General features: G+C 34.2%; 26 protein-coding genes and 1 pseudogene. 11 read left to right on the top strand and 16 right to left on the bottom strand.

Annotation, left to right across the window (positions count from 1 at the left end):
- Positions 1–16 precede the first annotated feature (16 nt).
- On the bottom strand, positions 17–1,195 hold the full coding sequence (locus tag AT726_RS10910) for a cation diffusion facilitator family transporter (RefSeq protein WP_068759568.1): 1,179 nt from the start codon (positions 1,193–1,195) through the stop codon (positions 17–19).
- An 828-nt stretch (positions 1,196–2,023) separates the two neighbouring features.
- Between AT726_RS10910 and AT726_RS10905 the strand changes: the two genes are divergently transcribed.
- Positions 2,024–3,070 (top strand): threonine aldolase family protein, encoded by a 1,047-nt coding sequence (locus AT726_RS10905; RefSeq protein WP_068759567.1) that lies wholly within the window; start codon positions 2,024–2,026, stop codon positions 3,068–3,070.
- 12 nt (positions 3,071–3,082) lie between these two features.
- On the opposite strand, the gene AT726_RS10900 is transcribed toward AT726_RS10905, so the two are convergent.
- The 5 genes from AT726_RS10900 to AT726_RS10885 form a co-directional block, all read right to left on the bottom strand.
- Positions 3,083–3,301: a hypothetical protein gene (locus AT726_RS10900; RefSeq protein WP_055242137.1), complete on the bottom strand. Its 219-nt coding sequence runs from the start codon at positions 3,299–3,301 to the stop codon at positions 3,083–3,085.
- A gap of 189 nt (positions 3,302–3,490) precedes the next feature.
- Positions 3,491–3,646: a transposase domain-containing protein gene (locus AT726_RS13635; RefSeq protein ID WP_082704926.1), complete on the bottom strand. Its 156-nt coding sequence runs from the start codon at positions 3,644–3,646 to the stop codon at positions 3,491–3,493.
- 42 nt (positions 3,647–3,688) lie between these two features.
- Positions 3,689–5,059: an ABC transporter transmembrane domain-containing protein gene (locus AT726_RS10895; protein WP_082704902.1), complete on the bottom strand. Its 1,371-nt coding sequence runs from the start codon at positions 5,057–5,059 to the stop codon at positions 3,689–3,691.
- 171 nt (positions 5,060–5,230) lie between these two features.
- Positions 5,231–5,698: a class D sortase gene (locus AT726_RS10890; RefSeq protein WP_144436969.1), complete on the bottom strand. Its 468-nt coding sequence runs from the start codon at positions 5,696–5,698 to the stop codon at positions 5,231–5,233.
- A gap of 94 nt (positions 5,699–5,792) precedes the next feature.
- Positions 5,793–6,287, bottom strand: a complete 495-nt coding sequence (locus tag AT726_RS10885) for a hypothetical protein (RefSeq protein WP_055244931.1) — start codon at positions 6,285–6,287, stop codon at positions 5,793–5,795.
- 289 nt (positions 6,288–6,576) lie between these two features.
- On the opposite strand from AT726_RS10885, the pseudogene AT726_RS10880 reads away from it, so the two are divergent.
- The 3 genes and pseudogenes from AT726_RS10880 (at position 6,577) to AT726_RS10870 (ending at position 9,826) form a co-directional block, all read left to right on the top strand.
- A pseudogene (locus tag AT726_RS10880) lies at positions 6,577–7,964 on the top strand (TldD/PmbA family protein).
- Positions 7,965–7,967: 3 nt separating this feature from the next.
- On the top strand, positions 7,968–9,302 hold the full coding sequence (locus AT726_RS10875) for a TldD/PmbA family protein (protein WP_055244927.1): 1,335 nt from the start codon (positions 7,968–7,970) through the stop codon (positions 9,300–9,302).
- An 11-nt stretch (positions 9,303–9,313) separates the two neighbouring features.
- Positions 9,314–9,826: a hypothetical protein gene (locus AT726_RS10870; protein ID WP_068759566.1), complete on the top strand. Its 513-nt coding sequence runs from the start codon at positions 9,314–9,316 to the stop codon at positions 9,824–9,826.
- 21 nt (positions 9,827–9,847) lie between these two features.
- Here the strand turns inward: AT726_RS10870 and yjeM are convergent, their stop codons facing one another.
- Positions 9,848–11,347 carry a glutamate/gamma-aminobutyrate family transporter YjeM gene (yjeM, locus tag AT726_RS10865; protein WP_055305620.1) on the bottom strand — a complete coding sequence of 500 codons (1,500 nt, stop codon included), beginning with the start codon at positions 11,345–11,347 and terminating at the stop codon, positions 9,848–9,850.
- Positions 11,348–11,580: 233 nt separating this feature from the next.
- Between yjeM and AT726_RS10860 the strand changes: the two genes are divergently transcribed.
- Positions 11,581–11,949 (top strand): hypothetical protein, encoded by a 369-nt coding sequence (locus AT726_RS10860; RefSeq protein WP_055275315.1) that lies wholly within the window; start codon positions 11,581–11,583, stop codon positions 11,947–11,949.
- Positions 11,950–11,979: 30 nt separating this feature from the next.
- Here the strand turns inward: AT726_RS10860 and AT726_RS10855 are convergent, their stop codons facing one another.
- Positions 11,980–12,417 carry a GNAT family N-acetyltransferase gene (locus AT726_RS10855; RefSeq protein WP_055276303.1) on the bottom strand — a complete coding sequence of 146 codons (438 nt, stop codon included), beginning with the start codon at positions 12,415–12,417 and terminating at the stop codon, positions 11,980–11,982.
- Between the two features lie 70 nt (positions 12,418–12,487).
- Positions 12,488–13,117, bottom strand: coding sequence for a YkyA family protein (locus tag AT726_RS10850; protein WP_055242647.1), 630 nt, complete (start codon positions 13,115–13,117; stop codon positions 12,488–12,490).
- A gap of 282 nt (positions 13,118–13,399) precedes the next feature.
- On the opposite strand from AT726_RS10850, the gene AT726_RS10845 reads away from it, so the two are divergent.
- Positions 13,400–13,885, top strand: a complete 486-nt coding sequence (locus AT726_RS10845; RefSeq protein ID WP_068759565.1) for a hypothetical protein — start codon at positions 13,400–13,402, stop codon at positions 13,883–13,885.
- Positions 13,886–13,901: 16 nt separating this feature from the next.
- Here AT726_RS10845 and AT726_RS10840 read toward each other — a convergent pair whose 3' ends face one another.
- Both AT726_RS10840 and galE read right to left on the bottom strand, forming a co-directional pair.
- Positions 13,902–14,351 carry a VanZ family protein gene (locus tag AT726_RS10840; RefSeq protein WP_055242643.1) on the bottom strand — a complete coding sequence of 150 codons (450 nt, stop codon included), beginning with the start codon at positions 14,349–14,351 and terminating at the stop codon, positions 13,902–13,904.
- Between the two features lie 52 nt (positions 14,352–14,403).
- Positions 14,404–15,417, bottom strand: a complete 1,014-nt coding sequence (gene galE / locus AT726_RS10835) for a UDP-glucose 4-epimerase GalE (protein WP_055242642.1) — start codon at positions 15,415–15,417, stop codon at positions 14,404–14,406.
- Positions 15,418–15,685: 268 nt separating this feature from the next.
- Here galE and AT726_RS10830 point away from each other — a divergent pair, with 268 nt between their 5' ends.
- Positions 15,686–16,081 carry a spore coat protein gene (locus AT726_RS10830; RefSeq protein ID WP_055242640.1) on the top strand — a complete coding sequence of 132 codons (396 nt, stop codon included), beginning with the start codon at positions 15,686–15,688 and terminating at the stop codon, positions 16,079–16,081.
- Positions 16,082–16,128: 47 nt separating this feature from the next.
- The gene (locus AT726_RS10825) at positions 16,129–16,551 is read left to right on the top strand and encodes a spore coat protein (protein ID WP_068759564.1); all 423 of its coding nucleotides are present in this window, start codon (positions 16,129–16,131) and stop codon (positions 16,549–16,551) included.
- A 130-nt stretch (positions 16,552–16,681) separates the two neighbouring features.
- Here AT726_RS10825 and AT726_RS10820 read toward each other — a convergent pair whose 3' ends face one another.
- From AT726_RS10820 to AT726_RS12885, 3 genes are all read right to left on the bottom strand, one after another.
- A complete protein-coding gene (locus AT726_RS10820; RefSeq protein WP_068759563.1) occupies positions 16,682–17,395 on the bottom strand; it encodes a pirin family protein in 714 nt (237 codons plus the stop codon).
- Positions 17,396–17,584: 189 nt separating this feature from the next.
- The gene (locus AT726_RS10815) at positions 17,585–18,580 is read right to left on the bottom strand and encodes a sigma-70 family RNA polymerase sigma factor (protein WP_068759562.1); all 996 of its coding nucleotides are present in this window, start codon (positions 18,578–18,580) and stop codon (positions 17,585–17,587) included.
- 172 nt (positions 18,581–18,752) lie between these two features.
- The gene (locus AT726_RS12885; RefSeq protein ID WP_158508550.1) at positions 18,753–18,890 is read right to left on the bottom strand and encodes a hypothetical protein; all 138 of its coding nucleotides are present in this window, start codon (positions 18,888–18,890) and stop codon (positions 18,753–18,755) included.
- A 428-nt stretch (positions 18,891–19,318) separates the two neighbouring features.
- Between AT726_RS12885 and AT726_RS10810 the strand changes: the two genes are divergently transcribed.
- Entirely contained in the window at positions 19,319–19,510 is a 192-nt protein-coding gene (locus AT726_RS10810) for a hypothetical protein (RefSeq protein WP_055242630.1), read from the top strand.
- Positions 19,511–19,618: 108 nt separating this feature from the next.
- Positions 19,619–20,263 (top strand): restriction endonuclease, encoded by a 645-nt coding sequence (locus tag AT726_RS10805; protein WP_055276293.1) that lies wholly within the window; start codon positions 19,619–19,621, stop codon positions 20,261–20,263.
- Here the strand turns inward: AT726_RS10805 and AT726_RS10800 are convergent.
- Positions 20,260–20,880 (bottom strand): hypothetical protein, encoded by a 621-nt coding sequence (locus tag AT726_RS10800; RefSeq protein WP_068759561.1) that lies wholly within the window; start codon positions 20,878–20,880, stop codon positions 20,260–20,262. The genes AT726_RS10805 and AT726_RS10800 overlap by 4 nt on opposite strands.
- 225 nt (positions 20,881–21,105) lie before the next feature.
- Here AT726_RS10800 and AT726_RS10795 point away from each other — a divergent pair, with 225 nt between their 5' ends.
- The gene (locus AT726_RS10795) at positions 21,106–21,504 is read left to right on the top strand and encodes a cytidine deaminase family protein (protein ID WP_082704901.1); all 399 of its coding nucleotides are present in this window, start codon (positions 21,106–21,108) and stop codon (positions 21,502–21,504) included.
- An 81-nt stretch (positions 21,505–21,585) separates the two neighbouring features.
- Here AT726_RS10795 and AT726_RS10790 read toward each other — a convergent pair whose 3' ends face one another.
- On the bottom strand, positions 21,586–22,482 hold the full coding sequence (locus AT726_RS10790) for an RluA family pseudouridine synthase (protein WP_068759559.1): 897 nt from the start codon (positions 22,480–22,482) through the stop codon (positions 21,586–21,588).
- Positions 22,483–22,489: the final 7 nt, after the last annotated feature.

Raw genomic sequence — 22,489 nt, 5'->3', positions numbered from 1 at the left:
TCTACGAGTTTTTTTATTACGTATAAATTTTATCAATGACAATGACACAACGATAGCTTGGATGAGCCTGTTGAATACGCTCAGTGACTTCTTCTTTAATACTCTGTTCCGTGATTTCTTTTGTCAGCTTTGAACCATCGACAACTAAGTCAAAGATTAAGTTTCTATTCGGTTCGTGCCCAATGATTCTAAAATCATGCATCGACATAATCACATCATGCTCATTAATGATGTTCTCTAATTCAGCTTTCATCACTTTAATCTCTTCTGTTTCAATACAAACAGGATCCATATGAATGACTAAATGTAAATTTAATTCCTCTGAGATTTGACGCTCGGCCTCATCTATAACATCATGAATCGTCATGACATCGATATCAGCTGGAATTTCAGCGTGGATTGAAGCAATGATACGTCCAACACCATAGTTATGAATCATTAAATCATGTGCCCCTGTGACATATTCAAACGATAACAAACGTTCATAAATTTGATTCACTAATTCTTCATCAGGTGCTTCACCTAGTAAAGGACTAATCGTTTCTTTGACTAATGAATACCCCGCATACAAGATAAAGCATGCAACAAAAACCCCTGCATATCCATCAATCGGGAACGTTGTAAAACGTGCCACTAAAAATGAAAGTAACACAGTACTTGATGTAAATACATCCCCTAACGCATCAATAGAAGCAGCCTTTAATGCCGTTGAATGAATCGTTTCTCCCATTTGTTTGTTAAATCGGCTTAGCCAAAGTTTCACTAACACAGAAACAGCTAATAAAATAAAAGAAATCCATTCAAACTTGATTTCACTTGGATTTAAAATACGATTAATCGACGATTGAATAAATTGTACGCCAACTAACATCACCATAAAAGCAACAATTAAAGCCGAAATATATTCAATACGCCCATGTCCATGTGGATGTTCCTTATCGGCTGGACGATTCGCTAACTTAACTCCGACCATCGTAATAACAGATGAGGCCATGTCAGAGAAATTATTAAAGGCATCTGCCATCACCGCAATACTTCCTGCTAACATTCCAACGATAAATTTAATGATGAATAATAAGACATTGGCCACTACTCCGACCATGCCCGCCACATAAATATATCGTTCTCGAACCGTTTCATCTTGGACTTGATCACTATTTTTAATTAAGTGTTTCGTTAACCATTTAGTAAGCATCAACAACGACTCCATTCTATCACTTTACATTATTATCGTTATAATATCTTATCTTATTCCATAGATTTTGGCTAGTATTTCAGTTAAAATTTGTAAGCACCTTAATCTTTTTTCATCATCAACCATTCATTCAATCTTCTTATCGGTGCGATGATGCATATAAACTGAGATGGATTAAACTGATTTTAACTAGTCATCATTAAATTCTTATCCATTCTACTCAGGTTATTGCAAATGACTATACTTTATCATGCAGCTGATTGAGCTTGTTTGAGGTTCTTGTATTACTTATTCATGTTTACTTATCATAATCATTTTAACAATTCCCGCTACTGAACGTGAAGCGAATAGTAAGATAGTAGGGCCAAATCCAATGATTTAAAAGTAGTAATCATGAGCCCTCTGTCATGAAAGATTTGCTTCGTTCTTATCTTCATAATGAAGGAATTTGAGTTAAAACGACTAATGACAAGTAAATCTTAATATTAAATAGGAATGAAACGAACAATTTGATATTCTTTTCGGTATGAATGTGACGATTCTCTTTCCGACTAGTATGTATGGAGTAGAAATCTATTCGAATTTAGAAATGACGTTCCGTATTTATGCATCCACACTATAAGTTTTAAAGTTAAATCAAATCTCTAGGAAATATTTCACACGATCTGGATAGATTTTTATCGTTTTTAAAGAACGTTGCTCTTGTCTACTCCTTTTATATGACCTTAGATTTCTTAACATGTTTCCCTCATCTACTGAATAAAGTATACCAAGAAACTAATACGGATGGAGAGGAGGAAAGGAGACACCTAATCGTCTCCTCAATTCATGATTAATTTTCAAATTGATTATGCTGAAGGAGCTCATCCTACCATTATGAGCGCCTTAATGCAAACAAATATGCTACAAACACCAGGGTATGGGACAGACTATTATTGTCAACAAGCAAAAGAATACATTCAAACATATCTCAATCCAACAAAGTGCGATATTCACTTTTTGATGGGTGGCACTCAAACCAATTTAACCTTTATTTCACACGTCCTAAGACCTTATGAAGCAGTTCTCTCTCCTTCAACCGGTCATATTGCCTTTAATGAAACAGGTTCAATTGAAGCCACGGGACACAAAGTCATCGAAATACCAAGTATTGATGGAAAAGTCACGCTTGAAGCATTACAAAAAATCGTTGCCGCTCATAACACGGTACACATGTTAAAACCTAAACTTCTTTATTTATCTAATCCAACTGAACTTGGAACCCTTTATTCTAAGCAAGAGTTAGAGAGGCTCTCTCATTTTTGTCAAGATCATCAACTTTATCTCTACTTAGATGGAGCTCGGCTAGGATCCGCTTTAACCGCTCCCTCTAATACGCTACAATTATCAGACTACGCTCATCTAACTGATGCCTTTTATATTGGTGGAACAAAAAATGGCGCTTTATTTGGCGAAGCACTCGTCATTTCAAATCCACTGCTTCAAGACTGCTTTCGATTTAGTATGAAGCAAAAAGGAGCACTTTTAGCCAAAGGACGTCTTCTTGGCATTCAATTTGCAGAACTTTTTCAAAATCAGCTTTATTTTAAAATTGAGCAAGAAGCAAATAGCATGGCACAATTATTAAAAGAAGGTTTAAGCACACTTAATTTTCCATTTCTCGTCGATAGTGATACTAATCAACTCTTTCCGATTTTTCCAAATTCTTTAATTGACTATCTTCATCAACGATTTACGTTTTTAGTCTGGGATACCTATGACGAGTCTCACTCGATCATTCGACTCATTACGTCATTCTCTACGACTCGTCAAGATATTTATGAGTTTCTAAGTTCAATTATTCAATTTCAAGAAAAGGATGCCCTTCAACGATGAAGAGCATCCTTTTTAATCATGTCCAAGGCAACCTATCCGATATAAAAACCAAACGACAAATAAAATAATGACTAAAACTCCTGCAAAAGTACTCCCCTTATACCAACTACCATTTGCATTCGTCGTTTGCTCATTCTGGTTACTTAATTGATTATTCAATTGAGACGTCTCAGATAAAGACTCATCCTCATCAACAAGATCTTCTTCAATACTTGGCGTATTTATTAACATTCAATTCTGCAACAGATGATACTGCTGCCTCCCTCCTTTCAATCATCTAGCTCATCATTGACGAATATATTTGTTTGAGTCTCTATAGTATATTCGCATCCTTTCTTTCGTAAGCGGGTAATAATAACATGTATAGAAAAAAAGAGACCTCACCTGTAGACTGAAAGTACAGATGAGGTCTCTTTTCTTTTAGATTCCTTTACAATGTTCTTGAACCTTTTTTGCCCATGGTAAAAAGTCCTCCAAGAGCTTTGGTTTCATTAAAAACTCAACATTTGGTAGGTGTTCAAATAAATAAGTTAAATACTTATAGACATTTAAGCCATGTTCCTTAGCCGTTTCGATGGGTCACCTGGCGATTATCGAAGATAATCTAATCCTCCACTGCTAGGGAATGACGCTATAAATGATCGTATTGGCTTCAGCCCCTGATAAGCTTGTTGAAAATAAGTAATTTTTCCGTCCAATCACCACGGTTTTGATGGCACGTTCGGCACGATTATTCGATACTTCTAATCGTCCATCTTTCAAAAAGGCCATCAGTTCTTTCTTTTGCGCCAATAATAAAGCGGCCATTGTACTCTTACCACTTCCACTCTCTCCAACAATAGCAGTTAAACCACCCGGTGTTAAGTCCAATGAAATATCTTTTAAGACTTGACGTTGGCCATCATAACTAAAGTTTACATTTTCAACTTTAATATTTAACTGATCGCTAGCCGGAATCACTTTTGGAGACTTAACCACTTCTTCTTCTGTATCCAATAAAGCAAAAATACGATCTGAAGCCGCCATCCCATTCATCGCAATATGGAAATATGAACCTAATAAACGAAGTGGGATAAAGAATTCTGATGATAATAAGATAATCACAATTAAATCTCCAACTTGAAGATTTCCATTTTTAAATTGATAAAGAGCAACAATTGTTCCAAGTGCTGATCCACCAAATGCAATTAAATCCATAATATTAATTGAATTTAATTGCATACTTAAAACTTTCATCGTAATACGACGGAAAGCTTCGGCCTCTTCATTCATTTCAATATGTTTTTGATCATCCTGACCATAAACTTTTAACGTTGTTAAACCTTGTAAATTTTCTAAGAATGTATCTCCTAAATTAGCGTAGTTATTCCAATACTCTTTTAAAATACGTTTTGCTACTTTCATAATGGCAATAATCGATACGGGAATTAGTGGGACACATAACATAAAGACTAACGCCGCTTGCCATGAAATAAACGAAATAACAACAAATAGTGTTAAAGGTGCTAAAAGTGAATAGAAAAATTGAGGGATATATTTACCAAAGTAAATTTCTAACTGCTCTACTCCTTCAATTGAAAGTTGAACAACTCCTGATGTCTTTTCAGATTTCTGATAATCCATCCCTAAACGTAACAATTTCTCATATACTAAACGACGTAATGTCGCACGTGCATTCGCAGATGACTTATATGAAAATGTCCCATATAAATGGTGACTCACTAATTTAACAATTAGGGCAATTACAATAATAATAATCCCCATCGTTAATGAGACATGCTTCGTTAACATATAATCCGACATTGCTGTCCATAGTGATCCACTAGTCAAATTTAATGTTTGTCCCGCTACCATCACATTTATTAATTGACCAATTAATAAAACAATAATGATATTACAAATAATCCCAATCCAACTACATAAAATAGTTAACCCCATATATTTCTTGGATTCATCACAAATCGAGATGAGCCTTTTATTGATCATCATATCTATTTCAACTCCATTTCTTCTCCGCTTAACGTTATCTATGATAATGATTATCATTAACTCTCGTTTTCTAGTATAGCATAGATCTTTCTAATTTTTATAACTATATTCACTTCTTTACCCTTTTCAACATTTTTATCCATAAAAAAAATCTAACGATATCGTTAGACTCTAATTCAATGTTGCTTTCACAACGTAGCGCTCTTTATTCAGACCATAATAAACAAATGGGTAACAAGTCACTAAGGTTAATACACTCTCCTCCGTCGATTCAAAAATATAAGGATCATTAGGAAGTCTAATTGAAATTTCATCAACCGCATAATAAAAAATTCCTTCAACGCTTTCAATGATAATTGGTTCTCCAACTTTAAGATCTTTTAGGGACCATAAAAATTGTTCTCGATGCCCATAAATTAAACAATTTCCTTTCCTACCTGGAAGTAATGAGAGTGGATTGTGAGCTAACCCTTGTTCAAGTTGTTCTTTCTCAACGCCTTCAATTATAATCAAAGACTCTTCTAAAAATTGAGCACGCCCAACAATGGATCCAACATCAGTTACCTTCTTTAAAGTAGCCGTCATTAGATTGGTATCTGGAAACAAAATAAATCCTTGAGCAGGTTGCCACTGTTGCAAATGCTGCTAATTAATATTCATCTTTAATAAATGATAAGAAGGAGTGAGAGTAACTATGAGCAAACTAAAAATTAAGAAAAATAAAATGATGTTATTAGACTTCTTCATGATTTAGGTATCGTACAATAAGAACGCCTAAGCAAGTTAAACTAACACCGAAACTGCTCATAAAGTAGATAGGAGAAAGGCCTGTTGTTGGCATCTTCCGTGCATCAACTACATTAATGGGCTCATGAGGAAACTCTACTTCATATAAATCAATATTAGAAGCATCAATACTCATCACTTGATACTGCTGGGATACTTCATAACCTTCTGTTGATTGTAAGACTTTTAACTCAATAAGACCAGGTGTCACTTCAATCAGTACTTCTCCTTCAGAATTAGTTCGATAAACACCTAACTGTTCTCCATCTGGCGTAAATACTCCAATTAAAACATCAGATAGTCGATGACTTTGGTTGGCTGATTCAAATGCGGATACCTTAATATAACTAATAGCTTCGGGATATGTCTGTGCTTCAACTGAAACCTTTGAAAAAAGACATAAAGTTAATAAGAGATACATGATTTTAACTATTTTTTTCATTCAATCACCTTTTTATATAAAATACTAACAGATTAATGAGCCCTCTTAACTGGACCAGATTTAAAAGACTCAAACCTCCTTAATTACTCTTAATCCTATAAACAATCATCCGTCTATGATTAACGAGAATAATTGTTTCTTATATAGATATAACTATTTTTTACTATTCATCTTAAATTATAACAACTAATCGATTAGAAAATATTTCCTTTTATCTATATCCTCTTCTGTTTATTAAAACATAATATGGTATAATAACCTCAAATTTAAAAAAGGGGGAATCCAACCTATGCTAAATGAAGCATTAATTAAAGATGTATTAGATGAAGCAATGTCATTAGGTTCAGACTTTGCTGAAATCTATGTTGAACAAACAGAATCCCAATCCATTGATATGGTTGGCGGCAAAGTAGATAAAGCCAATCGCGGACAAGATTATGGAGTTGGAATTCGATTATTCCAAGGAACAAATTCAGTGTACGGATATACAAATGATTCATCACGTGAAAACTTGTTAAAAACAGCTCGTGAAATTGCATCAGCTCTTGTAGGTGAGGTCATTAGGAAACCATTAAATCTTGTTCGACAAAATATTATTAACCAACATATCATTCAAACGGATTTAAGTGAAATGCCTGCTTCACGACGTGTTGAAAAAATGCGTCAAGTGAGTGACACGATTAAACATTATCATGAATCAATAAGTCAAAGCGCTGTTGCTTTATCTGAAAAAAAACAACATGTCTTAATTGCTAACACAGAAGGAACATTAGTGGAAGATACTCGTGTCTATACTCGCCTTTTCATTCGAGCCGTTGCTTCAAATGGGAAAGAAATGCAAACGGGCGCACATGGTCCTGGGGCTTTACAAGGCTTTGAATTTATCGAAAATCTTGATCTTGATTTTTATGCTAATGATGCTGCTCGTCAAGCGGTAACCATGTTAAATGCAGGCCCTTGTCCAAGTGGAAAAATGCCAGTTGTTATCGATAATGGATTTGGAGGCGTGATTTTCCACGAAGCTTGCGGACATGGTTTAGAGGCAAGTTCTGTTGCAAAAGGGCTATCTGTCTTTGCCAATAAACTAGGTGAACAAGTAGCAAACCCAATTGTGACAGCCATCGATGACGGAACGATTCCAAATGCTTGGGGTTCTTTAAATGTTGATGATGAAGGAACACCAACACAACGTAAAGTATTAATTGAAAATGGGATCTTAAAAAGTTACATGATTGATAAATTAAATGGTCGTCGTATGAAGATGGCATCAACTGGTTCTGGACGTCGTCAAAATTATCGTTTTGCTCCAACCTCACGTATGACCAATACATTTATTGCTGAAGGTCCAAACACACGCGATGAAATTATCGCTAACACGGAGTATGGTCTTTATGCTAAAAGTATGGGGGCGGTTCAGTTAATCCTGGAACAGGTGACTTTAATTTTGCCGTTAATGAAGGATATATTATTCGTAATGGAAAAATTGCTGAACCCGTTCGTGGTGCAACACTCATTGGTAATGGACCAGCTATTTTACACCAAATTGATATGGTCGGTGAAAACTTAGCACGCGCTCAAGGAATGTGTGGTGCTGCCAGTGGTTCAATTCCAACTGATGTTGGTCAGCCTGCTCTTCGTGTAAAAGAAATTACTGTTGGTGGAGCAAAGGGGGAATAAAAGATGATTAATTTAGATTTATTATTTGAAGCAGGATCAAAAGCAGGCTTAACAGATATGGAAGTTTATGTAGTTAAAAATGATAACTTTTCATGTAAAGTTTTTGAACAAAATGTTGATTCTTACTCTGTTTCAAAAACACAAGGCTTATCGTTTCGTGGGGTTTATGAAGGTAAGATGGGCTATACATATACGGAAAAATGTGATGATTCATCCATCCCATTCATCGTATCTAGCGTCATTGATAATGCCCTGTTAATTGAAAAAGATGAAAATGAAGAATTATATGCTGGAAATGATAACTATGTTTCTTTAAATCTTTATAATGAATCTTTTAATGAAGTCAGTGCATTAGATAAAATTAACTTCTTAAAAGAAGTAGAAAACGAATGTTTTGCTTTAGATTCACGTGTTAAATCCGTAGACTATTGTGCCTTTTCAAATGGAACAACTGAAGTTGCTCTTAAAAATACAAAAGGATTAGATGTCTCAGAACGTCAAAACTTTGCTTATACATATGTTAGTGTTTTAGTTTCTGAAAATGGAGAAAATAAAAACGATGGAGACTTCATCATTAGTACAGATTTTAATGACTACGAACCAAAATCACTGGCTAAAAAAATCGTTTCTGCCGCTCTTTCACAACTTGGAGCAACAAAAGTAAAATCAGGAACATACCCGATTGTTCTAAAAAATTTAGTTGCAGGCTCTATTTTAGAAGCGATGAGTGGTATCTTTTCTGCAGAAGCTGTTTTAAAAGACTTATCCCGATTAAAAGATAAAGTTGGAACATCTATCGCTAACCCACTGATCACGATTATTGATGATCCACATTTAGAAAATGGAATGGGAAGTTCATCATTCGATGGTGAAGGTGTGGCAACATTTGCAAAAGAAGTTATCACTAAAGGAATTCTTAATACTTACTTACATTCCTTAACAACAGCTAAAACATTTAATGTTCAGCCAACAGGAAACGCTTCGCGTGCTAGTTTTAAAAGTTCTGTCAATATTTCACCAAGTAATATGTATATTAAACCACAACAAACAAGCTTTGATGAAATCCTTCAACAAGTATCAAATGGAATTTATGTGACGGATGTTCAAGGATTACATGCAGGTTTAAATGCAATTTCAGGAGATTTCTCACTATCAGCTAGTGGATTTTTAATTGAAGATGGAAAAGTAACAAAACCAGTTCACGAAATGACGATTGCTGGTAACTTCTTTGATGTACTCAACCACATCGTCGGTGTTGGTAATGACCTTGACTTTGGTCCTTCAAATGTAGGTTCTCCAACCCTTTGGATTGAATCATTAGCGGTAGCTGGTGAATAGGAGTTACTAAAATGAAGAACCAACTCTATAATTTGATATTTCCCATTTGGATGCTGATCTTTATTCCTATGACATGGCTGATTGTTTTACCAGCTAATTTCCTCATTGATAGTCTCATCCTACTTCTTTCACTTTTTCTATTCGTTAAATCAAACTATTGGATGATTTACAAACAAACTATCCTAAAGATTTGGGGATTTGGTTTTTTATCCGACTTCATTGGTGCTCTCATTCTATTTAGTATCTATTTAAGTGATTTTTTTATCCAAAACAGTGTCATCTCTAATTGGTGGTACGATAATGTCTTTTATCCAGTTTCATATGATCCATTCAGTTCAATTTTTAGCATCATTTGGTGCTCGATTGCCGTTTTAGTTTCTGGAATCTGTATTTATGAATTCAATTACCGTGTTAGTTTTAAACAGTTATCATTAGAACCAAAAACAAAAAAGAAAATGGCATTATTACTTGCCATTTGTACTGCACCTTACTTATTTTTAGTACCAACCGCACTATTTTTCTAATAAAAAAAATCGTAGATTTCTCTACGATTTTTTTATTACTTTTCTTTCATATAGTGAATATAAAACAATTGCAATAATACTGAAGAATACTGGTCCCGCCATCATCCATAACGTTTTATCATAATCTCCTGTAGTTAATGGTTCCACAATTGAAAATACATTCGCAAATCCAACAACGGCTGTTACAATATAAGCAACAACGATTGCTACTGTTTTACTTTTATAAATGACAAATGGTTTTTTGATTTCATCTTTTCGTTTAAACGAAATGAATGCAATTGAAATAAATAAATAAGGAATGGTCATCGCAACATTCGTCATTAACACTAATTTGTCAAAGAATTTAGCGGCTGACTCCCCCCCAAATGAAACAAGTAGAATTAAAATAATCGCAATAATCGCTTGAACTTTCATTGCATTAACAGGTAATCCATTTTTGGTTTTCGTTAATGATTCTGGCCAAATTCTCTTTGGTGTTCCTTCAATTAATTGTTTCAATGGACTATATGATAACGTCATAAATGCTCCGCTTAATGCTAAGAACATTGACAATCCTACAAAACGAGCTACCCAAGAACCTATTTGAAGTGAAAGTTGTTCACTTAAACCAAGAGCATGACCTAACTCATAACCAAGATTTTGCATAATAATATATGCTACATTCCCTGTATTTACACCAGAACCTGATAAAACGCTAGTCCAATTTGTAAAGATACCGATCATAAAAATTCCAATGATATAACCTAACGAAATAATTCCTGCTGCAATTAACAGCCCTTTAGGAAATGTTTTAACGGGATTCTCCGTTTGATCGACTAATCCACCAACAACTTCTGTTCCACCAAATGCAAAAATAGCAAATGTTAAAAATGATAGCGTAGCGACAACACTTTGATAATTTCCGTTTGGTGACTTTGTAAAGGCATGCGTAACATCTGCTATTGGTTGAGCTAATTGACCTTTGTTTAAAATTAAAATTAGGATTCCACCGATTAATAGTACAATATTTAATAAAGCAACGGCTGAGCCACCAATTGATGTTACCTTTTTAATGCTTTCTAATCCGCGAGAAATTAAAACAAAAACAAGGATTAGCCAAGCCACTCCTAAAAGTCCTAGAACTTGTGTACTTGAAAGTCCAAATACACCCCATTGACTTGTTGTATCATGTCCAAAAATCATGTTTGATAATGGAATCCAAATGGTTGAAGCAACGTTCACCATCCAAATCACATAAGAAGCATACCACATAAAAATCCCAATAAATGCGTAGCGTGGTCCTACCGACTTCTCCATCCATGAGTAGATTCCACCCTTTTCATTTTTAAACGCGGCTCCAAATTCTGCAATCATGAAGGCAAATGGAATAAAATAAGTAATTGCTGCAATGATATACCAAGGAATAGCCGCATATCCCATTAAAAAGAATCCACGTGGCATATTCGCAAATCCAAAAACAGATGTAAAGATCATCAAGATTAATGATACTAATGTTAGTTTTCCTGTTGCACTTTTCGTCATTCTTTAACCTCTCTCACTAATAAAATAAACTTTACTTAATTTTTTCTCAAAACAATATTTAATTTTCTTTCTTAACATTCCCAATAGTTATACTTTTATTCATACCAATTTAACTCGAATTCTGTCAACAATTATAAAGTTTTTTTCGTCTTTTTTCCCTCTTTTTATTAAAAAGAATACGTTAAACTATTACTGTAATCGTTAACAGATATAGTTATAAAGGAGCTAAAATGATGCTAGAACCCAAACCAATTTTTAAACCTTATCAATTTGTTCAACAAATTGAATTTAAAAACAAAGATATTCATCGTCATGATTTAGGCTTAGATTATTTTGGATTTATTAAAACATCTCATGTGATTGAACGAACAATGATTGAGTATGAAATCGTCTTTGCCTCTTCAAATGAACATAGAGTATTAGAATATTCATTACGTCCACTATCAGATGATGAGATCGAAAGTCGCTTAGAACAGATTTTAAAATCGCCTGAGAAGTACCAAACATTCATTGATACTCTTCAGAGTGAACTAAACTTACAACTAGATTACCCTAATCTATTCTGCACTCAATCGCTCCCTCTTGAAATGGCACTCGAATAAAAAGACAATGACCTTTTAGTCATTGTCTTTTTATTTCCTTGAAATAGGATAAGTCATTGCGACATGATCGATGCCAGCATCTTTAAACACTTCTCCATAAGAAGTAAAGCCTAAACTTTCATAAAATTTAACAGCCGTCAATTGTGCATCTAGTTGAATCTCTTTAGCAGTGGTCTGTCCTTTGATGTAACTCATGGCCTCTAACATCAGATTTTTTCCAAAACCTTTTTTACGTGCCTCTTTTAAAACAGCCACACGTCCAATTTTAGCAATATCTTTATTTTTAATAATCACCCTAGCTGTTCCCAAAGCCTTTTCATCCTCATAGGCAATAAAAATAGGAACAAAACAATCATAGTCATCAATTTCCTCCTGGACTGGGACGGATTGTTCTCCAATAAATACAGTCGTACGAATTCTAAAAGCATCTGCAAAATGTTTCTGATTCGTGGCTAAAATAACATTCATGTGATGATACTATTAGGACTTGATGCCCTAATAGTCCCCTCCTCTCCTGATTTAATCTCTTATTTTTTAATTACTTGATATAGGTTTCATAATAGTTAGTATAACTTGTATTAAAAGTTACTAATGCTTCTTGATGTAATAAAGAAATGGCATTAGCTTCATCGATAGCTAAATTAATAGCCGTTACTAACTCATCTAATCTCGCTACCGGGGTTGATGGAGTAATTTCACGATAAAAAACGTTTTGTGCTTCATTTAAAGCCAATAAGGCTTCAACATACTTAATTAAACTTGTCTCATAGTTTACATATTGAGAAATTAAAGTGTTCGTTTCTGTTTTTGATTGATCATTTTTATTTTCTTGATTCTGTTTTTCTAATTCTGACTGATTCAAACGCGCTCTTAGAATACAGGCTTGATACGTTTCAAGATAAGTCCTACTTTCTTGAACAGTTGTTTTTCCCTCTTCAATTAATGGTTGAACTTGATCAAAAGGATCTAAACCTTTTTCAATAATGTCATTGTATATCGTCGTTTCCTTGCTAATCAAATCAGTCAATGTTTGATTATTGACGTTACATTTATTTTGACTAGAAATATGCTCATTTAAAGCATTAAAAATCTTCGCTTCATGTTGACTACGGCATCCACTTAAAACGACTAAAAGACCTAGTGATAGTAATATTAACCATTGCTTCACAAGTGCCACTCCTTTAAAATTTGGATATCCTTTAGTTTATCACTTTCTAACATATTCATACGTCATGAAATTGAATATATTGTAAATATTTAACTAGTACTCAAAATTTTAAAGCAAGTGATATAGATGTAAGCGCCATAGGACTCTATCTCAATCATCGATTTTTATAAATAAGTAAACAAATCCATCGATTTGAGATAACACTACTCTTTTTTTGACATAAATATATAATAGGTTGATTACCTATACCAACGGTAAGTATCATCTCAAAGGGGGATTTCCATGCGTCAAGCCTTTTCACCACCTCCACCGCCCCCTTCACCTTCTCCTTTTTTCGATGAAGGTAATATTGATGAGGGACTAGGACAAACTGGACAAAAAATTTCCGCTGAAGACCGAGTACCACCTGAATGCCCTCAATTTCTCCCCTTTTTACTCTCACTTGATCCTTACTCCCTTGTGACGCTTGGTTATATCATTGCTATCTTTATTGCGATGGAAGCTAAACACCCAGAGGAACAAGAGGCTATCGGAAACTTTTTAGAGGTTATTGCAACTAATATTGAATATATTGCTGAGCAAGGATTTTATTTACAAGAGCTCGACGAGCGACGTCAAGACAAAATTGAGGCAATTGAAAAACAAGAACTTCGAGACGAGATTAATGAACTTAAACAAACCATTGCTGAACTTCAAGATCAAATTATTGCCTGTTGTCCAGGGGCGGCAGCCTCGTTAAGTGAAACAAATGAGGCGAGTTCAGAATAGTAAAAGGCTCAAAGAACTAAATTTCTTTAAGCCTTTTTGTTATGATTTGAAGTTGGTTAATCATTGCAATCAACACCATGGCAAGTGCTCCCCCTGAGGTATCAATTAAAACATCAGTAAATGCACAAGCACGTCCAGGAACAAAAGCCTGGTGAAGTTCATCCGTACAAGCGTATAAAAAGACACCCAATAATGCATAAAATAATACTCGTCTAAATGAAAGATAATCAATTATAACATTAAATATTAGTACATACAAAATCAGATATTCAGTAAAATGCGCACCTTTTCGAATGATGAGCTGTAATTCTATTCCAAACAGTTGGTGTGGTATAAATGGAAAAAGTGACAGCAATTGTTCTACTAAACCACTGCTTTCTGAAGATTGCTCCCCAGTCTGTGCAGAAAATAAAAAGATGACCAACATCCATACTAATAAAACTAACCATTTGATTTTACGTTGCATTTCTCATCCCTAATTTCAATCACCCCTAACCATGAGGTTAGGGGCAAATTTTTTAGTTATAATTTAAAATCGTTTCACGAATCTCATCCCAACGGAAGGCATCACGAATTCCATCTTCAATTGAGTATTTAGCTTCCCAATCAATTAAGTTTTTAGCTCGTTCACAGCTTGCATAAGCACCTGCCACATCTCCTGGACGTGGTTCAGTCTCTGCTTTATTGACTTCACGACCTAATACAGATTCAAAAATAGACACTAATTCTTTAACCGTTACACCATTTCCTGTTCCTAAGTTAATGACTAAGTAAGGATTTGATGGATCTTCAGAGCGTGCAAAGGCTTGATCAAAGTTTTCAATGGCTTTAACGTGTGCCATCGCTAAATCCCAAACATGAATATAATCACGGATTCCTGAACCATCGCGTGTTGGCCAGTTCACTCCTGTGATATTAAAGATCGCTTCCTCACTTGAAGCAGCTTCTAATAATTTAGCTAAAACGTGTGATGGGAACTGAACGTGTGCTCCAGAACGTAATTTTGGGTCCGCTCCAATTGGATTAAAGTAGCGAAGTGCAATTCCATGCATCCCATACGCGTGACAGAAATCTTGTAAAATCATTTCCATCATGTATTTTGTACGAGCATATGGACTTGATGGTTTTAATGGTGCTGATTCAGTTACTTTGAACCCTGGTACGACATCATATAATGAAGCTGATGATGAGAATACAACATTTTTGCATCCTAATTCATTTAAGTTTTTAAATAACTCTAACGATTTAGAAACATTTTCTGTGTAATATTCATATGGATTTGAGACTGAATCAGGCACCACGATTAATGCTGCAAAGTGAATACAGTGCTTGATTTCAGGATGATCAGTAAATATTTTTTCTAAAACTTGGCGATCTGCGATATCTCCTTGGTAAAAGATTTTCCCTTCCGTAAATTCTTTACGACCTGTGACTAACGAATCTAAAATGATTGGTGTATGTCCATGATCTTCTAAGGCTGATACAACGGTACGTCCAATATATCCTGCCCCTCCAGTGACTAATACTTTCATGAGTTTCATCCTTTCTTATATAAAAGTTTCATTTATTCATAGTCTACCCTAAAAAATAATTAATTGACACTCATTCAATAAATCTATTAATTAAAAGAGGATTTGACCTCTAAATTTTATCATAATTTGCCTATCAAAAAAACTAGTATTCCGTTTTTTCGCTACTATCTTTAAAAATGTGTACTTAAAGCGGTACAAGCGCACTCCTTAAATCACTCACGTTTGAATAAAATATCATGTAATACAAAACAAGTGAGGTGATCAACAAATGGCTAATTATTATGACCGTGATACTGAATCACAATCCGCTGATACAAGTATTGATGTGTTACAATCAGAATTTCAAGGAATCTTTATCAAAGATTCTAACCAAATCCGAATCAATCAAACTGAGGCTCAAGCATTGATTATCCTTCAAATTGCTTTACAAGCTGCTCTTGACGTACTTCTAATCGCATTTGACTTGGATGATAATGACGATGATGTTCGCGAATTACAATCAATTATTCAATCGATTAAAGCTGCTCAATTGCAATGTCAAAAAATTATTATTAAAGATTGCAATGATATTACATTGAATCAACAACAAATTCAAATTGATGCTTTAATACAAGTGGCACTCCAACTTCTTGCAAAACTTGAAGCAAAATTTATTGAAATTTAATGAACTTGTTATATAAAAAAGAGGATATCTAAGTGAGGTGAATTACTATGAAGTCAAACTGTTACTATTCTGAATATCAATGTCCAGACCATTATAAACAAGATGTTGATCAGACAGAAGATATGAAAATGAATGGTATTCAAAAACAAAGTCAAACTTTAGTTATTAAAAAAAGCCATGGTGTTACTATTAATCAACAAGAAGCACAGGCTTTAATCGCTCTTCAAGCTTCACTACAGGCTGCTATTGAAGCTGCTATCACGGTCTTTGATGCTCAAGATAATGCTGACACCAGTGATCTTCAACGATTAGATCAACAATTGAAAGTTCTACAACTACAAAAAGAAGTTATCGCTATTCAATGCTCTGATGATATTCTGATCAATCAACAACAAATTCAGATTGATCTTGTTATTCAAGCTGTTATTCAATTATTAGCAAAAATTTCTGCAAAAATTGTAGAGATTTAATTCAAAACGTCTCATTTCATTCTGTATAACTGATTGACTGAATCATATAATAAAACACACGATCGATAAATCCAGCTCAGGAAACGGTTGATCGTGTGTTTTTTTAGTACGACACTATAGTATATGCCCACTATTCAATTTGGTGATTATCTGATGCTAACGCCATTTCAATTAAAATAAACTGTGACTGTTCATGAGTTTTAATCTCAATTCTATCTTCATAAATCTCCATACCATCTCTTGAGGCCATTTCCTCATCATTAATCATAGAGCTTCCCTCTAATTGAATTAAATAAGCTTGACGCCCTTTTTTTATATCAAATTGAGTTTGTTTAAACGCTTCAAGTTCAATTAGCCAAACATAAGCATCTTGATAGATTGTGATAGGCGTTGTCTGAGTAGGTGAAGCAATTAAGTGCCATTGGTTTTTGGCATGATCACTATTAAAGCTTGCATATTGAACATTTGGAGTTAATCCTTTTTCATTCGGTTTGATCCATATTTGAATCATTCGAACAGAAGTATCGCCCCAATTAAATTCACCATGGTCAATCCCACTTCCAGCACTCATGTAATAAAGATCCCCTCGATGCAGGATCTTTATCTCATGCTGCCTCGGGGTATGTGTTAAATCGCCTTCTAATATATAAGTTAAAATTTCTACGTCTTTATGTTTATGTAAATCATGTCCGCTCCCCGCATGTAAAATATCATCATTGATGACACGTAAGACTCCAAATGTATTTGAGGGTTGATGATAGTTTGTATGTGAAAAATGAAATAGACTTTGAAGCCATGTATGATAAGCTGTTCCTAATTGTTTTTTCTCAATCTTTTTAATCATAGCTACTAACTTCTCCTTCCCTTTCTCTACCCTCTCCTTTTCATTCCCTTTAGTTCATACCTTCTTCATTGTATCATATATTCCTTTCGTTAACGCCTGTCAATTCAATACATAAATTCCAACTATTTTTGATAAAAAAAGTAATAGCATTTACACTATCACTTTTGGGGTAATTTATTAATAGACGGATTAATTGATTAAGTACTCTTTATATCGAATCATCAACGTCCGTAATTTTCTCATCGCTTTTGCTTCAATTTGACGGATTCGTTCACGTGTGACCCCTTCAATTGCTCCTATTTCTTCTAATGTTTTCTTTTCTGCTCCATTTAGTCCAAAACGGTGAGTAATCACAAACTGTTCCCGAGGATTTAAACTTAAAATCATTTTATCCATATAGGCTTTTAAATCTTCATCCATGGCTTTTTTTTCAGGATTGTCATACATGCGTGAACCGCCTTCAGTCAGCAATTCATTTTCATTAGAAATTAAATCTTGAAGCTCAGTATCCTCATCTTCCTTTGAAACAAATCCGTTTAATGAGGTAGGTTTTAGCATATAAGTCTGAACACGTTTAACTGCTTCGTACTTCTCCATTGGAATATTTAATTCTCCACATAAATTAGACACGTCAATCGGTTCATTTCCTTGATCTGCTTTTTGCTCATATCTCATCACTTGATTAATAGATTCAAACATATGAACTGGAATTCTGATAGTAAATCCTTCATCCGCAATCGTTCGTGTTACAGCCTGTTTCACCCAATAGGTGGCATACGTTGAGAAGTTGTTATCGTAAGTGAAGTCAAATTTTTCAATGGCTTTCATCAGCCCTTCTAATCCAACCGAGAATAAATCATCGTAATCTAACTTATGATGATAAAATTTTGTATATCGCCCAATAATCTTATGTACGAGGTTTGTATTATTAAAGATTAACCACTCTAGAGCAGACTCATCATTTTCTAAACGATATTTCTTTAAATACTCTAAATTATGCTGATAATCATTTGAATGCTTTCTCATCAATAGGTTATGTGCACTCCCTGATACAGGACTTACTGTGGATTTCGTATTTTCCATACTCATTTTGCCATTAACCTCTCCCCTCATTGAGTTATTCAGACTAGCTTTCGGCTTTCGACGATTGCTTTCTTTTCGGTTAGCAACTTCCATATGATTCATTCGATATCCCCTCTCTCTCATCGAACTTTATTCACTTATCCTATTACTCTCGTTTTTTATAATGACATTCAACCAACTGACGACTTCTCATTCTGCAATACCTTTTATTTTTCATATTTACCCTACACTTAATCCGTAACAAGTATGAATTAAACCAACCAATTGGTCTTCATTATAATATTGAAAAAAAGCGTTCATCTTCAATGACTGTTCTAATGCCTTCTTTTACTGATAAGTAGATGATACCTTCTGATTTTAAAATCAATTTATATCTCAAATAGATGACATCTCTTTCATCAGAACCTTTCATAACGAATGACACACCTAAACTGCATTGAATTGATTTACAAATCCAAGTTCATGCAATCACGAATAAATAACCGGTTGTCCCAGTCATGCACTTGCATATGTTACAGGTTCTTTGACATCATCGACAGCTATCACTTAATTCCTCTATCATGCTAAAAATAAGCTATCTCGACCTGGACAATAGCCTAAATCCAAAAGCCATCCCTCCTTTTTTACATACGGAAAAAAACATTTGGTAAATATCATGTAAGTCTGTTTTAACCATTAAAAAAACACTCCTTTGCTCGTTGTTCATAAAAACTTAACGGCATTTTAACACCATTTCCCTTCTGATTATATTAATTTTTCTCTATAATTATCACTTTTTTCTCACATAATAATATTAAAATTCCAACACTAGATTTGGAATTTTGAAAGGAGTAATCAATAATGGGTAAAAACGAAATGGGATCTCCAATGAATGCCTCTATGCAAAGTATTAAAGATAAATCTGATGTTGAGTTCGGAACAGGAAATGTACCAGATACACGTCTTGAAGTCAAAAAATCATTACCTGAAGCCAAACGTTTTACTCAATCAGCAAAAGACCGTCGTAACACTGAACAGTTTTTAAAACGATAAATCCAATCGTCCTATCCGTTAAAGGGATAGGACCTTTTCATTTTAATCGTATAATATTTCCTAATTTAATCCATAATAAGGTAAAAGTATAAATTGGAGGAATAAATGATGTCATCGAAATCATTAAAATCAGCACGTCAACGTATGACGTTCTTCTTTTATTGTTCGTTATTATTATCTGTCTTTTTTCTCATACAAATTCGATATACCCTAAGTTTAAGCTTCACTCATTGGAGCGCAACTCAATATACGCTGCTCTTTTTATTATTCTCTTTCATTGTGATTTGTTGTCTAAAATATTACTCCTATTACCGTGATTTAAAATCTGATTGTCAGTTCATTGACCTCGAAGAAAAAAAATTAAAGCTTAAAAAAAATGCAATTCGTCAACAAGTTGCCTCAATGAATCCTTATGATTTTGGTGAACTAGTCGCCGATTTATTTCGAATGAAAGGATTTAAGCGAATCTTTTTAACCCCTCGAATGAATAAACATTTTTATGATATCGAAATGTATCTAGATGACCAAAAAGTTTTAGTCTCTTGTTTATTAAATGCACTGGATTATCCTGTTCCACAATCTTACTTAGATCGGCTTCATTTAATGATGCGAAATAATCAAATCGATCAAGGCGTTTTTGTCACACTCGGACACTTTTCAGATGACTGCTACCTCTTCTCTGAAGATAAGCCTATCCATTTAATTAACGGTGAACAACTCATTGACACCTTAATTGAAAGTTCCAATCTTTAAACTTCTTTCGATTTAAAATAAGACTCACAAAAAAGGCACCATTTGATTTGATACGCTTCATTCGTAATAATAGGTAAATCACGAATGTTAAACTTTTGTTCTTTCTGGCAAAAGTAAACAAAATCATCGATATAAGGTTCATACTCATCTAAATAGACATAAATTTCACTAAATCCCAATAATTCAGCTGCTTTTAGTCGAGTATGTCCATCAATTGAGATCCATTGATTTCCTTCTTCAATGATTGGAATAATAATATCTTCTGGTTTTTGAATCCACGTCAATAAGCGATTTAATTTTGCTTCATTAATATATAATTGGCTCGGTTGAATGTTTAATAATGGGACTTTCATGACTTTCTTTTTCGGTTGATGATAAATAATCGTTCCCTCTAATGTTTCAATATGATTAATAAAACCGCTATAAAATAAAAATTCTTCAATGACTTCTTGAGGACATTCATTTCCATCAGTATGTAAGATGGCTTTTTGATGATTAACAATCTCAAAATCATATTGAGTCGATTCTTTTAAGTCTGTCACTCTAAAAGATGTGTTATGATTTTGAATTCCTACATGGTGATTTAGCCTCTCCTCTTCACAACGCTCAATTTTCATCTTATTCCCTCCCCGTAGCGATAGTAAGTTCACTAGCTCATTTTATAAGATCCCCGATTCTATTTCTTTAAATCATAATTGGTATCACACACTAATTATACTGCAACACTTTGTCGAAACTTCGACATTTTTCGTCATTATAAACAGAGATTTTATTGACTTCATTTTGTTTTTCTGATACTATAATAAACCCAATTACCTCTCATATTAAAGGAGGGACATATGATGTTCGAAGATTTAATTTTAAAAGCTACAGAAGTTCTAAACCCTCGTCAACTCTCTTCTGCTGCAGAAGCGGGAAGTGTCGCTGCTGCTCTTTTAACAGATAGTGGTCAAGTATACACAGGTATTTGTATTGAAACAAAATGTTCAATGGGATTTTGTGCCGAACATGCAGCTGCAGCTGCTATGATCACTGCCGGTGAAAGTCACGTCGTTAAAATGGTAGCAATTAATAAACGTGGAAATGTCCTCCCACCTTGTGGTCGTTGCCGAGAATTTATCAGTCAACTCAATGATAAAAACATTGAAGCTGAGGTACTCATTAATCGAAAAAAATCAATGAAATTAAAAGAGCTGCTTCCCTATGATTGGCGTCAAGCAAAAATGTCCGAAATCGACTAAATGTCTTCGGACATTTTTTTTAAATCTTTACTCTATAAAAACAAAAAACTCGCAAGTCATCACTTACGAGTTGAATTGTTATTAAATAAGCTTTTGCATATCCGTTGGCAATGGAACCGTAATTTCTAATGGCTCCTTTGTTATAGGATGAGTCATCTCAATACGTGAAGAATGAAGTGCTTGTCGCTTAAGTGGTCCAACTTTTGCAACACCTCCATATAAGACATCTCCAAGCAATGGATGGCCTAAGTGACTCATATGAACACGAATTTGATGTGTTCGTCCGGTTTTCAATTCTAATTCCACTAAGGCATAGTTTTTAAATTGTTTTTTTAATTGATAAAAAGTAATCGCCTGATCACCATTTTTAGCGACACGTCGTCGTGCACTATGATGACGATCTTTACCAATTGGAGCGTCAATTTTCCCTTTTTTTGTTTTTAATCTTCCCATCACTAAAGCTAAATACCAACGTCTAATTTTTTTCTCTGATAGCCAATAATCCATTAAGCTATGCGCTAGATAATGTTTTGCAAAAATAATCCCACCACTTGTATCCGTATCTAATCGATGAATGTATCGAACTCGATGAGAGATTCCTTTTTCTTGATAATAATGAGCCACTCCATTGACTAAAGTATCCCTTCCATTCTTTTGATCAGGGTGTACCATTAATCCTGCTGGCTTATTAATAATCAACAAATGATCGTCTTCATAAACAATATCTAACTTCATCTTTTGTGGGTGAAAATCAATTTCTTCGGCTTCAAAAACAGGAATCGATAGTTGATCTCCTACTTGAAGTTGCTCATTAAAATTTGTTCCTTCTCCATTTAACGTCACTTTTTTATCCATATATAATTCATGGATTTTCTTTCGTGATAAATGATAATTTTGCAAAAACTCACGAATGGTTTGATTCGCTTGTTCCTTTTCTATCATAAATACTAATTGCTCATTTTCGCGAGTTACTTTCATGTTACCA

Source organism: Turicibacter sp. H121, from assembly GCF_001543345.1.
GTDB lineage: Bacteria > Bacillota_I > Bacilli_A > MOL361 > Turicibacteraceae > Turicibacter > Turicibacter bilis.
The sequence above is the reverse complement of the archived record's forward strand: the minus strand, read 5'-3'. Positions and strand labels throughout refer to the sequence as shown.